Consider the following 13,268-nt stretch of genomic DNA (forward strand, 5'->3'; position numbering starts at 1 on the left):
TTTTGCGCCTGGAGAGTCTTGCAGGATAGCCTAAAAGCGTAATACTGTGTTTATATACAGTATCACGCAGGCAAGGCAATAATGAGCATCCTCTTTTCGTATCACGCCACTCAACTTATTGAGTTACCTCTTTTTTTAGAGCATGTGCCCTGCGGCTTTCCCAGCCCGGCACAGGATTACGTTGAAGATCGTCTCGATCTGAATCGGCTGGCAATAAAACATCCCAGCGCAACCTATTTTGTCAGAGTCAGTGGCGATTCGATGGTCGGGGCTGGGATCGGTGACGGCGATCTGCTGGTGGTTGATCGGTCGTTGACGGCGGTGCATGGCGACATTGTTGTAGCCTCCGTCGCCGGTGAATTTACGGTGAAGGAGCTACAAATTCGTCCAACCCTGAGGTTGCTTGCGCACAACAGGCATTATCAGCCTATTACGTTTCAGTCTGAAGAGGAGTTGCAGATCTTCGGCGTGGTCACCCATTCACTGAAGACACACAGACATGTTCGCGCTTGTTGATGTCAACAGCTTCTACGCGTCCTGTGAGACGGTTTTTCGTCCGGACCTTCAGGGAAAGCCTGTTGCGGTGGTATCTAACAATGACGGCTGCATTATTTCGCTTTCAGCAGAAGCAAAGCGACTCGGCATCAAAATGGGAGAACCGTTTTTTAAGGTAAAAGCAAATACCTATCCGTCCAGAATCAACTTTTTTAGTTCCAATTACACGCTGTATGCCGATCTTAGCCATCGAGTTATGCAGACGCTGGCCGATATCTCCCCGGCGATAGAAATTTACTCAATAGATGAAGCGTTTGTGAATGTTTCGGGTATCAGCAACTGCATTTCCCTGGCGGAATTTGGGCATAAAATGCGTAGCCAGGTCCGTCAAAATACCGGGCTCATCGTCGGCGTGGGGATTGCCCAGACGAAAACCCTGGCGAAGTTGGCAAATTTTGCGGCCAAGAAATGGCAAAGGACAGGGGGAGTGGTCGATCTATCAAATAAAGATCGCCAGCGAAAGCTGCTGGCGGTTGTGCCGGTGAGCGAAGTCTGGGGAGTGGGCAGGCGAATCAGTAAAAAGTTAAACGAGATGGGCATTACCACGGCGCTTGAACTGGCGGAAAGTTCATTGTGGGTCATACGTAAGCATTTTAACGTCGTTCTCGAGCGCACGGTGCGTGAGCTTCGTGGTGAGTGCTGTCTTGCGCTGGAAGAGTTTACGCCGACGAAGCAACAGATCATCTGTAGCCGTTCTTTTGGGCATCGCATTACGCACTATGCAGATATGCGCCAGGCCATTTGCGCCTATGCGGAGCGCGCATCGGAAAAGTTACGTGCCCAGCACCAGTTTTGCCGCTTCGTCAGTGTATTTATGCGCACCAGCCCACATGCTGAAAATGAAATTTATTACGGGAATCAGGCATCCGTAACACTGATGACCCCGACAAATGACACGCGGGACATTATTCGCGCCGCCACTGAGGGACTCGGAGGGATATGGAACGATGGGCATCGCTATATGAAGGCCGGTGTGATGCTGGCGGACTTTTTCAGTCACGGTGTCGCACAGCTTAATCTGTTTGACGACAACCAGCCCCGCGCCAACAGTGCGGCTCTGATGGCCACCCTTGACCGCGTCAATGTCTCCGGGAAAGGAAAAGTGTGGTTTGCAGGGCAGGGAATTGAAAAATCCTGGGCAATGAAACGCGAAATGCTTTCCCCGTCTTATACCACACGTTTTTCCGATCTGCCTGTTGCGAAGTAAGAGAGGGTGTCGTTGCTAAACCGGTATGACTTGATCTTCCGGGAGGCATGGGTGAATAACCAATGCACGTATCAATGATTGTTCTGTAATGGGGGGGGGTGATTGCTGAAATGAGAAAGGATGCGTAATGAATAACAGAGGGGTGCGATACACCCCCAGAGATTATCGTGCACCGGTTGACAGCATTCTGGTGTTCGTAGGCGCGCAGTTAACCCGAATTCAGTGGAGAATGCCAAAGCAGAAGTGGAGGGACATACTGTCCTCCACGACGGGGGAGACATTCAACCGCGGAAATCAGCCCCATTTATCCGTTCGTGGAAAACAGGGTTTTGGTGTCGTTAGTTTGCCGAAAGTTCTTTCCGGACGATCTCTGCGCCTGCACTTAACGCATTCAGTTTGCCCGTGGAGACCCGACGAGGCAGGGGAGCCATGCCGCAGTTGGTCGATGGATAGAGTTTGTCGGCATCGACAAACTGAAGTGCTTTGCGTAGCGTATCGGCGACCTCTTCCGGCGTCTCGATGGTATTGGTTGCCACATCAATCGCCCCGACCATAACTTTTTTACCGCGAATCAGTTCGAGCAGGTCCATTGGAACACGTGAGTTATGGCATTCCAGGGAGATGATATCGATATTCGAGGTCTGCAGTTTTGGAAACGCCTCTTCATATTGTCGCCACTCTGAGCCGAGCGTTTTTTTCCAGTCAGTATTGGCTTTGATGCCATATCCATAGCAAATATGTACTGCGGTTTCGCATTTAAGGCCTTCAATTGCTCTTTCTAAAGCCGCGATTCCCCAGTCATTCACCTCGTCAAAAAATACATTAAAGGCAGGTTCATCGAACTGGATGATATCCACTCCCGCAGCCTCTAACTCTTTTGCTTCCTGGTTGAGAATTTTGGCAAATTCCCAGGCGAGCTTTTCACGGCTTTTATAGTGATTATCATAAAGCGTATCGATCATCGTCATCGGCCCAGGCAGCGCCCATTTAATCGGCTGGCGGGTAAGCTGACGTAAAAATTTAGCATCTTCAACAAACACCGGTTTCTGGCGGGTAACGTCACCCACAACCGTCGGGACACTGGCATCATAACGATTACGAATTTTGACCACCTGGCGATTCTCAAAATCCACCCCGCTGAGATGCTCAATAAAGGTGGTGACAAAGTGCTGACGCGTTTGCTCCCCATCACTGACAATATCAATGCCTGCACGCAGTTGATCAAATAAGGACAAACTCAGGGCATCTTTTTTCCCCTCAATCAGTTCGTCATTTTGCAATTTCCAGGGGGACCACAGTGTCTCTGGTTGCGCAAGCCAGGACGGTTTCGGTAAGCTGCCAGCAGTAGACGTGGGTAGTAATTTTTTCATAATCATTCACCTTTTATTTTCGGTAAGTCAAATAGCGTAGTTAGCAGACCATTGTTCAAGAATGGCTTTATTCGGTTTGATAAAGTGTTCTTCGGTGAATTTTCCCTGCTCAATCGCCAACTGGCTACGTTCTTCCCGGTCATAAACAATTTTTGTTAATGAGTGATCCTGATGATTCAGGTCGGGCTGATAGTATTGTCCTGCTGCGGAGTTAGCATTATAAATCTCAGGGCGGTATATCTTCTGGAAGGTTTCCATTGTGCTGATCGTACTAATAAGTTCATGATTAGTATAATCACCCAATAAATCCCCAGAGAAATAAAAGGCTAACGGTGCGACGCTGTTTTTAGGCATGAAGTAACGAACCTTCAGGCCCATTTTATTGAAGTACATTTCCGTTAAAGAAGAGCCATTCGGCTGGTATTCGATACCCAATACAGGATGTTCGTTACCTGTACGGTGATAAATATCTTTGCTTGACACACTTAAACAAATAACGGGCTGTTTCCTGAAGTTATCGTTGTATTCATTCGAGTTAACGAAGTGCTTGAATATATTTCCGTGTAACTCGCCAAAGTTTTCCGGAATGCTAAATGTGGTCTGGTCTTTATTATGATCCAGCAGCAACACACTAAAATCATAGTCACGCACATAAGAAGAGAAATTATTACCGACAATCCCTTCCGTACGTTCTTGCGTTTTTTTATCAATAATATAGGTTTTCAATATCTCAATGGCGGGGAAAACATCACCATTTTCGACAATGTTCATCTCAACTGAAATTATTTCAAGCTCTACGGCATAGCGATCGCTTTTGGGGTTATCCCAATGAGCTAACGTATTAAAACGATTGTTAATCATGGCGAGTGTGTTGCGCAAGTTTTCCTGACGGTTACTCCCTCTGGCCAGATTAGCAAAGTTGGTTGTAATACGCGTATTTTCAGAAGGGTTATAGTTTTCGTCAAAACGACTACTTTTAATCGTAAATGTAAACGCTTTACTCATCGCGGCTCTGCATCCTGGATTCTGATATGAAAACGGACGTTGTTTCTGTCCCGTCGTTTTCATGTTATCAATAAGTTAATGTTGCATATTTTATGCCAGAGTCAATGACGGAGTTAAAGCGACTAAATTTCAATACAACATGAGGCATATTCATGATCTGGAGCACAGTGGAGCGGTCAGCCCTTGCCTGGAGATGAAACCGGCCTTTTTTCAGCGTGATTCCGGCGTTTCAGCCGTTCCGTCAAACACAGACATGGTGGTTGGTTAACGTGTTGTTGACGTAGCGGTGAACCATCAATCCTGGCGATTTTTCTGCTGGTGGCACGTTAACTGTGCCAAACCAGACCGGATTGGCCGGACAGACGGAGCTACAAATATAAGCCGGGATCCCCGCAAACAGACCGGCGACGGGTCGGTGAACGTGTCCCGCCGCCATGGCGAGCAGTTTGTTTGGCGTGTTTTTGATGAGCGCTTCCAGCTCATCCAGCCCTCTGCACATGGTCTCATCCAGCGTTGGAATGCCGGACGCAAAAACGGGGTGATGCATGAACAGTATCGAGGGTGAATTATCTGCATGATGAATGTGTTTATCCAGCCATAGCAGGTGATCGGTCACAGAACCGTAGGTCTGGTCCTCAACCGTCGAATCCAGCCCAATCAGCCGTAAGCCATCAGCATAATGGATTGTGTGCAGAGCCTCTTCAGGCGCATCGCCTGACCATGAATTTTTATCCCATACTGAGCGCATCAGGCTACGGTCATCGGAGTTGCCCGGCAGGACCAGCGACGGATAATTCTGCTGACGGAGGCGGGCCGCAATCTGTTTATAACCCTCGTTCCAGCTGTTGTCCGTTAAATCACCGGTCAGGATCAGGACATCCGGTTGCAGTTGCGCCAGCCACATCAGAACCCGGTCAAAACGGGACAGGTGATCGTTTTCGGGTGAGGCATGAATATCTGAAACCTGCGCGATTAACATAGATGTTTCCTTAAGGCTAAAGGCGTTCAGAATAAGACCCCTCCCAAGACCGCCTTGACACGCACCCCGTTGACGTGGTGATTCAACGGATCGATGTAGCGCTATCCTTTGGATCTCTCCTGGACTACCGGGATAGTGTAATTCCAGGGGAAGGGGATATCACAAATCCTCAATGAGAGAAAATGAGCGCCACAACTAAACCTAAAACTAAAATGGCACAATAGAAAAAGATGTTTCCGGAGTATTCAGACAGCGCATTCAGATGCTCCTGACCCTGTTTATTGAGTTTTTGAATAGCATCATTTTCATTGCTTGCTTCTATTGTGTAAGTTTACTGAGTAAACCCTTTCTTTTTCAGATCCCTGGAAAGCGCTCGCGTGACACGATCGGCAGTGATGACTTTTGACTCATTTCCTTTAATAAAAACGATATAACTATTCATATTCCCTCCATGCAGAATAATTACCTTACAATGCCGGGTGGCACTCATTTTTACTGTCGTTGGTTTAACTTTTGACGACGCTGTTTTTCTGTGGTGGTAATATCTGGCACGCTACAATCTTCATTCTCCGGGCGAGATATCATCGTTTTTCAGTAAAGTTTACCATGCCTTTTCCTGGCCATTTTATGCATCATCCCCCCTTTTATTGGGAGGGGGCAGGTCCTCGGTTTTGCCAGGAGATGATATAAAAAAACCGGAACAATCAATTATTTCACCTTATCGAAAATAGTACTGAGATAATCATCTGTTGTTATGCCAAATCAAATACCAACCAGTGGTTGAATGGTTTACTGCAGACTCTTCTTTACTGGCAGGAGGATAATCATGATTGACCACACCGGATTCAGCGTCACAAATCTTGCAGACAGTAAACGGTTTTACTCCCGTGTTCTCGCAAGCCTTGGTCATATTGCCCGGCTTGACATTCCGGGAAAGGCGGTAGGTTTTGGGCCGGCTCACCCGGATGAAAGCGCTGATCCGGGAGGGGCATTCTGGATCACTCAGGGCACACCCTCTACGCCCCGAATGCATCTTGCCTTCAGTGCAAAAAATAAAAAGGAAGTGGAAGCATTCCACAGTGCCGCTCTTGCGGCGGGTGGAATAGATAATGGTGCGCCGGGCTACAGGCCTCAGTATCACCCCGGATATTATGCCGCGTTTATCCGTGATCCTGACGGATATAATATTGAGGCGGTTTACCATGAAACAGGAAAATGACGAACAAACCGGAAAAAGAATATAGCCATCCCGCGCCTGATGGCTAAAACAGAATTGCGGCATTGGGTTTGCCGGGAAGGGCATGTGGCAGATTCAGGTTAATGTATTCTGCCACTCATTTAACGAGAGAGTATAAAGCAAGCTCGGAGGCTCATTTTTAACATCGTGGATCTCTCTGTCATATTTCAGCCCGGTTTTTTCAAGAACTTTTTGCGACGCCAGATGATTACTGCGCACAACGGCCGAAACCTCAACCAGTTTAATGACCTCGAAACCGTATTTCAGCGCGCAGGCTGAAAACTCTGTTGCCAGGCCTTTTCCCCATACTTCGGTGGCGAACCGATACCCCAGATTATTAATGGTTATATCGCCATAGCGGAGAATGCTCAACCCACCGAAACCGATGATTTTTTCAGGGCTGGCGAGAAGCGAGATAGCCCAGTTCCCAAATCCATGGTTTTGCCAATGGGCGAGCCAGCGATCCATCACCGTTTTTGCATGGTCAATGTCCGGGTAGGGACCGGCTGGGTTAAAGGTGTTCGTTGCAGGGTCACCATAAATGTTGAAAAGATCGGTGACATCGGACGTGATGACGGGACGAAGACGCAAACGATTTGTTTCGACGAGCAAACTGACCCCCTGATGTGTGCTGCTACCAGCATGGCTTTATGCGAATGAACCCCACTGATTTAAGCACACTTTCTTTTTGACGTAATGGTCTTTGGTTAACACCGGGCCAGGGTTGAATTCCCTTTTCATCAACTGCGTACTGCCTCCAGCCAGCGGGTGACGGCCTCCGTGGTTTTTCGCTCCTGATCGCATTCAATCACGAACGGTTTTTCCCGTCGTGCGGCCGGAGCAAGGCAGGCAAGAATATCGTCGCTATCACCTTTGCCGTAGCCGCCGTGGGTGATGAAGGGAATAAGCAATTTACCGGCGAGGTTATGGGTACTCAGAAATGTTTGCACCACGGGCGGGACGCTGGTTCCCCAAATGGGAAAACCCAGATAAATCGTCTGATAACGCCCGAGACCCGCAAGGCGATGCTTTAATGCGGGCCGGGTTCCCGATGCGCGTTCGTTTTTTGCCTGTTCTACCGTCTGAAAATAGTCATCCGGGTAGGGGGAAGCGGGTTCGATTTCAAACAGATCGCTCTTCAGGCTGCGATGAATCACACCCGCAATCACCCGCGTATTGCCGCTACGTGAAAAGTACGTGACCAGAACAGGGCTGCCACGTTGCACACTGGTGATGTCGGGGGCTGCTGTTGCCTGAGGGAGGCGCGCCAGCGAAATCCCGGCCAGGGCCGTGATCAACATTCTGCGGGTGGGATCGTGTTCCATCATGGCTTCCTTATTTCGCGTTCGCCAGTGCCTGTTGCAGGGCATATTCCGCTCGCGTCGCAGCATCGTTTTCGCCCTGTTCGCGTAAAACCGCTGCCAGCTGGCGTAGCTGTTCTGGCGTCAGACCGACCCGGAGGCTGGCTCGGGTATGGGACAGTAACTGTGATTCCAGTCCCGGTGTTGCGGCCAATGCGCCGACGGTCGCCAGTTCGCGGCTTTGCCAGTCGAGGTTATCGCGGGCAAAAATGTCGCCAAACAGATGTGTTTGCAGGAACTGGTTAATGACCGGAGCAAAATCGAACAAGGGACCCTGGACGGGCGCACCGGAGATTTTGGTCTGATTTTCCGTCCCCACGCGAAGGAGTTCCTCCCCGACCGGGACAGGCCTGATGGGCATTTTACCTTCAGCATCGTGGATGCCGCGCTGTTTACGCGAGTCGACAACCTTCATCAGCTCATTTAACGCATTCAGACTGCGCGGGAAGCCGGTGTAGGCGTAGAGTTGCACGAGAATTTCTTTGCTTTCGTTGATGGTGAGCCCGGCGTCCAGCCCCTGGTTCAATGCCGTATTCAGTTTTTCCATCTGGCTGCTTGCCATGGTGGTTGCGATCAACGGGATGGCCTGCTGGCGGGCAGACAACGTATCCGATTCGATTTTGTCGTGATGCATTTCTTGAACTCCTGTGGTTACGGACGCAGCCTGGGCCGGGAGGCTACAGCTCAGGAACAGTAAGGCTGTTGCCATGAATGCTTTAATGGGCATGGTATTGTTCATCACTTACGTTCTCCATCCAGCTAACGACCCTCCCTGTTATCGCAAGGTGTGTCATGGTGCTGTCTGGCGTTGCGCCATACCAGTGTTTGACGACAGGGGGGACACGGCACAACATCACCTGCGCGATTAATCTGAACGGGATTGCCTTACTGTTGTGTCAGCCCGACGTTGGAAGTGACGATAAGCTGTTGGCCTGCCGAATGGGGATGCCATGCGGAGCGCGCACCAGGCTCGAAAGTGAGATACGCGCCTGAAACCGTCATGACATTATCTGGGCTGAATAGCGGATCGACCCGCACGCGCCCGGTAAACGTCTCTGCAGATCCAGATCCGCCTTTTAAACGCGGTATCTGATCGACGGCGCGACGCATATCGAAACCTACGGGTTCCTCGTATGTTGACCAGGCGATGAGCCAGTTAGATACCTTCTTTGATAAGCATATTTAACCGGGTTTTCAGCAACGCCAGTCAGCCTGTCATGACGACCGTAAATGCAGATTAACCGAATTTTCGCGAAAGATAATTACGCCTGGTAAATAGGCGCTATGAATGAAATTCATAGAAGGATGCTGTATTTCCAGCGTATCTGCGCGTGTTAGTGTGGCATGTCTGCATCCATCACGAATATGCGGTCTGCCGATGAAATCGTTGTTTCACGGTGGGCGATAATGACTCGGGTGATGTTCATCGCTCTTATCGATTGGTTTACCTGGCTTTCGCTTGTTTTATCCAGGTGGCTGGTGGCTTCGTCCATAAATAAAATGCCAGGCCTGCGGTATAATGCTCTGGCAATATAAAGCCGTTGCTTTTGACCGCCGGATAACCCTTCGCCCAGTTCACCAATCAGTGTTTCGTAACCCATCGGGAGTTTCATAACATCATCGTGGATATGGCTGGCGATAGCACATTCCACCACCCACCGATCGTCAATATCAGGGCGGAAACCCGCAATATTTTCTTTAATTGATCCTGAAAATAGCTTGTCTTCTTGCATGATACAGGCGATGTGCTCGGCATAATGGTCGAAACCAAGTTGTTTAATATCGATTCCATTGATTCTGACGCAACCTTCGGTGGGTTCAAATAACCCACACAGCACTTTCATTAGGGTGCTTTTACCTGCGCCAGAGACGCCCGTAATAGCAATACTTTCTCCTGCACGAATGCTCAGATTCAGTTTTTTGAAGATGTCACCTGCGTGGTTATCATAGCGATACGCCAGATCGTGAGTCTCCAGGATTAACGCGCCCTGGGGTAAATGCAATGGGCTGGTTGCCATTGGCGGTATCGCCTTTTGCAGGGCAATATCTGCGATGCGTTCACTGTGTAAACTAATGATCTTCAACTGGATGATAAAGTTAATCAGCGCATTTATACGGTCATAGAACTGGCTTCTGAAGGTATTAAATGCGATAAACATGCCGATGGTTAAGTGGCTATCAATCATCAGTCTGCCACTTACCCAAAGAATGACAATTTGATCGCAGGTGGCGATAAACGACACCACACCGCCAAAGAAAAGATCCATTCTCGTCAGACGAATACCGGTATTGATCTTATCCGAAAAAAGATTAAACCAGTTGTTGACCCTCAGCTCAGTCATGCCCTGAATTTTAATGGTTGCGATGCCGTACAGGGTTTCCATAAAGTAAGAGTTCAGGCGCGCTTCTTTAATTAACTCTTCTTCGGATAACTGACGATAATAGCGGTAGGTTGCAAATCGGATAAGGGTGTACAACGCCGTAAAAGAGACCACAATCAGGCTGAGCTGGAGATTGTATAAAAACATCATTATCAGCAGCCCTATAACCATCAGCGTATCAATGATGCTGCCCGTTAATCCTGTAGTAAAGGTCGAGCGGATAATATCGAGCGAGTGAAAGCGAGACTGAATATCACCCAGTTTTCGTCTTTCGAAGTAGGTTATCGGAAGCTTAACCAGGTGTGACAAGAGGCCAAAACTCCATTGAACATCAATGAGTGTTCCCAGTATCAACGTGGTCCAGGATCGTATAATACTGACAGTCAATCGCAACAGGATAAGAATAAAAATCCCAAGACAGATGATGTTCAGTAACCCATAATCCCCGGAGGCAATGACATTATCCGTGACTAATTGTGTTCCTACAGGCAATAGCAAGCTAATGAATTCAATGACCAGGGATAAGAAAAATATTTTTGCGAGAGAGGGAATCAGACCGTTAATATTTTTCAATAACGCTGATGTTCGTAATGTCTTATTCCGTTTTTGCCCTGAAAATGAGGTTCCTGGCCATAATTCAAGCACCACGCCGGTAAAATGCCGGGAGAGTTCTGGCAGGCTAATCACACGCTTTCCGAGAGCGGGATCGTGGATCACAACGCTGTTCTTACCCACCTTAACCAGCACGACGAAATGATTAAAATCCCAATGCAAAATGCAGGGCTTCCGGACGTCGCGCAGCTCCAGAAGGTCCACTGATAAAGCGCGTGAGAACATTCCCAGTTCACCTGCAATTGCTTTTATAGACTGAAGATTAACCCCACGAGCCGATAAATTAAACTGCTGCCTGAGTTGCAATAAATCGACCTGCTTACCATAAAAGCTGCATACCATCGAAAGGCAGGCCAGACCACATTCGGAGGCTTCGGTTTGAAAGACTACGGGGACACGTTTAAATAACGTCAGATCCAGTTTGCGTATCAGTGTTTCAGGGTGATAAATATTAGTCATTGCCCACATCCATTACGCTCATTTTCATTTCATAAAATGGCGACAATAACCATTCATAGACACGTCTTTTTTCCAGGAAAAGCGTGATTTGTGCTTTCATTCCTGTGCCGAGAACAAGCGGCTTGCCATGAACCTGTACAGACTGGCGTTCAGGTTTGATCATGATCTTGTACCAGGATTTTTTATCGTCATAAAATTCCTGCGCGATAGTTTGTTTCGACTGTAATTCTGTTTTTGGGGCAGGGAGCCTTGAAATTGCGGATATTGATGCCCTGAACTGTCCAAATTTCTCATAAGGAAACGCGTCATAACTGACATTAACCTGCTGGCCGACGGCAAGATAAGATAATACCTCATCTGAAACCCAGGTTTCGAGATAACAGGGTGAATGCGTGCTCTGCTGAACACGGGCTAATACATCTCCTGCACTAAGCATTTTTCCCTGTGCCGTATTTACCGAGTCGATTGCGCCATCGGCTGTAGCTTTAATGACATAGTTCCCCTCGGCTTCCGTATTCAGTTTTTCTTTTTCCAGCTCGTATTTTTGTTGCTCAAGCTGATAAATCTGCTGGTCATAGTCGGAGGCTTGCGTTTGAATCTGATGATTAAGGGTGTCGACTTGTACCTGGTCCTGTGATTTTCTGGCGACCAGATCGGAAACATTGCTCTGTTGTTGATAAAGAAGGGTGCTTTGACTGCTCATCTGATCTTTAGTGACAAGCCCTTTTTTCTGATAGGCACGATAATCTGAAACGTTTTTCTCTATTTGATGTAATTCCTGCTGCGCCTGAGTAAGAAGGGTCGATGAGACCTTAAAACTGGACTGATAATGTTGTTTCTGCACAGAAAGTGAATTGAGCGTACTTTGTTTCGTCGAGTACAAATTTGTCATCATGCTACTGATACTTTTTATCTGTAGATCAATATCTCTTTTTTTATTCTCATCAACGAAACCTGACTGGGTCGATACGCCAGAGTGGATGAGAAATAAGGTGTCGCCTTTTTTTACGAGGTCACCCTCGGTAATGTATTTCTGTACAACCGTACCCTGTGTGGAGGCATAAATATTAACGGGGCCGGGGAATGTAGTTATCTCGCCATGAACAACGACGCGTCGGGTATATGTCCCTTTAACGACGAAAGTGGTGATAGCACTGATAAAAAGGATACAGAGCAATACGATATAGTAAAAAGGAATGCCGGGAAGAAGAATGGCTTTGCCTTCCCATTGGGTTCGTTGATATTCAATGGCTTCCTTGCGAAACAAATTTGGCCTCCTGCTGTTGAGGAAATAGCCGCTGAAGATAAGCGGCTATTGGCTATGTGGCGCTACATTGCCATTTTATTGATTAATGTTTACCGTGGTCGGTGTTGTGACCGCCACCATTTTTTGAACCGCCATTACCTTTCGAGTTACCACCACTTTTACCGCCAGCATTGACTGAGCAACCGCCGCTAAAAGAGGTGCTTTCAGAGTGGGAGCCATCTTTATTGGTTGTGCTGGTATGAGAATAGCTACCGTTGCAACCTGCGCTGCTACCACCGAACATTCCACCAATAGCATTGCCGATAGAACCCCACATGCCTGCACCACTTACATGACTTAATTCATTTTCATTCAGTTCACGCATAATTAATTTTCCTTGCAATAGTGAGCAAAAGGTATACCCATAATATCCATAGACTTTTTCCATACCATTTCACCATCCGTGTATGAAATGTTTTTTACGCCAAATTGCGTAAAATCCTTCTCGCTGTACGTCGACAGGCCTGTGTCAGGATCACCAATATTTTCTTTTTGCCCGCAAAGCGGCATCATCCATGACACATGTATATTGTTGTAGAATGCTTTATCAGTTTTTCTTATTTCGGAAAAGATCTTATCTGTTGTCGCAGGGTCAGATGTTCTTTCTCCATCGACTGTCGTGATCAATTTGCTGTCATCCGAATTGGGTGAGCCATGAAAACCAATAATAGAACCGTAATTGATTACTTTATTTTTTGCGGCAGGGAAGAGGTAGTTAGGGAAGGTGCGAATAAGCAGGTCATTTCTTCCCAAGCTGACTCGCTGATTAAAATTTCGCGGATCTGGGCCGATTTTT

The 13,268-nt window shown here is 47.7% G+C and carries 12 protein-coding genes and 2 pseudogenes; 3 read left to right on the forward strand and 11 right to left on the reverse strand.

Translation table 11 applies throughout. From position 1 onward, the window contains the following. Positions 1-81: 81 nt before the first annotated feature. Together umuD and umuC are read left to right on the forward strand one after the other, a co-directional pair. Positions 82-516 (forward strand): translesion error-prone DNA polymerase V autoproteolytic subunit, encoded by a 435-nt coding sequence (gene umuD / locus GF617_RS06990; RefSeq protein ID WP_181623358.1) that lies wholly within the window; start codon positions 82-84, stop codon positions 514-516. Further along, entirely contained in the window at positions 500-1,762 is a 1,263-nt protein-coding gene (gene umuC / locus GF617_RS06995; protein WP_181623359.1) for a translesion error-prone DNA polymerase V subunit UmuC, read from the forward strand. The genes umuD and umuC overlap by 17 nt, the downstream gene beginning before the upstream one ends. Positions 1,763-2,100: 338 nt before the next feature. Here the strand turns inward: umuC and GF617_RS07000 are convergent, their stop codons facing one another. The 3 genes from GF617_RS07000 to GF617_RS07010 form a co-directional block, all read right to left on the reverse strand. Beyond that, positions 2,101-3,132, reverse strand: a complete 1,032-nt coding sequence (locus GF617_RS07000) for a methionine synthase (protein WP_181623360.1) — start codon at positions 3,130-3,132, stop codon at positions 2,101-2,103. Positions 3,133-3,159: 27 nt separating this feature from the next. Continuing rightward, complete coding sequence (locus GF617_RS07005; protein ID WP_203451372.1) at positions 3,160-4,137, reverse strand: DUF1852 domain-containing protein; 978 nt, start codon at positions 4,135-4,137, stop codon at positions 3,160-3,162. A gap of 241 nt (positions 4,138-4,378) precedes the next feature. After that, positions 4,379-5,116 (reverse strand): metallophosphoesterase, encoded by a 738-nt coding sequence (locus GF617_RS07010; protein WP_181623362.1) that lies wholly within the window; start codon positions 5,114-5,116, stop codon positions 4,379-4,381. Positions 5,117-5,942: 826 nt separating this feature from the next. Here GF617_RS07010 and GF617_RS07015 point away from each other — a divergent pair. Then, complete coding sequence (locus GF617_RS07015) at positions 5,943-6,335, forward strand: VOC family protein (RefSeq protein ID WP_181623363.1); 393 nt, start codon at positions 5,943-5,945, stop codon at positions 6,333-6,335. 93 nt (positions 6,336-6,428) lie between these two features. Here the strand turns inward: GF617_RS07015 and GF617_RS07020 are convergent, their stop codons facing one another. The 8 genes and pseudogenes from GF617_RS07020 to GF617_RS07055 form a co-directional block, all read right to left on the reverse strand. After that, positions 6,429-6,965, reverse strand: a complete 537-nt coding sequence (locus GF617_RS07020) for a GNAT family N-acetyltransferase (RefSeq protein ID WP_181623364.1) — start codon at positions 6,963-6,965, stop codon at positions 6,429-6,431. A 128-nt stretch (positions 6,966-7,093) separates the two neighbouring features. Beyond that, positions 7,094-7,678 (reverse strand): flavodoxin, encoded by a 585-nt coding sequence (locus GF617_RS07025; protein ID WP_203451385.1) that lies wholly within the window; start codon positions 7,676-7,678, stop codon positions 7,094-7,096. Between the two features lie 10 nt (positions 7,679-7,688). Continuing rightward, the gene (locus GF617_RS07030) at positions 7,689-8,453 is read right to left on the reverse strand and encodes a carboxymuconolactone decarboxylase family protein (protein WP_203451386.1); all 765 of its coding nucleotides are present in this window, start codon (positions 8,451-8,453) and stop codon (positions 7,689-7,691) included. Further along, positions 8,431-8,824 (reverse strand): annotated as a pseudogene (locus GF617_RS07035) (cupin domain-containing protein). The gene GF617_RS07030 and the pseudogene GF617_RS07035 overlap by 23 nt, the downstream one beginning before the upstream one ends. Before the next feature lie 224 nt (positions 8,825-9,048). Beyond that, positions 9,049-11,166 carry a peptidase domain-containing ABC transporter gene (locus GF617_RS07040; protein ID WP_203451373.1) on the reverse strand — a complete coding sequence of 706 codons (2,118 nt, stop codon included), beginning with the start codon at positions 11,164-11,166 and terminating at the stop codon, positions 9,049-9,051. After that, positions 11,159-12,433, reverse strand: a complete 1,275-nt coding sequence (locus GF617_RS07045; RefSeq protein ID WP_203451374.1) for an HlyD family secretion protein — start codon at positions 12,431-12,433, stop codon at positions 11,159-11,161. Before GF617_RS07045 ends, GF617_RS07040 begins: the two co-directional genes overlap by 8 nt. Before the next feature lie 82 nt (positions 12,434-12,515). Next, a complete protein-coding gene (locus GF617_RS07050; protein WP_203451375.1) occupies positions 12,516-12,860 on the reverse strand; it encodes a hypothetical protein in 345 nt (114 codons plus the stop codon). Beyond that, a pseudogene (locus GF617_RS07055) lies at positions 12,800-13,268 on the reverse strand (hypothetical protein); the annotation flags it as partial. The gene GF617_RS07050 and the pseudogene GF617_RS07055, both read right to left, overlap by 61 nt.

The sequence above is a fragment of the Lelliottia sp. RWM.1 genome (genome assembly GCF_016859735.1).
Taxonomy (GTDB): domain Bacteria; phylum Pseudomonadota; class Gammaproteobacteria; order Enterobacterales; family Enterobacteriaceae; genus Enterobacter.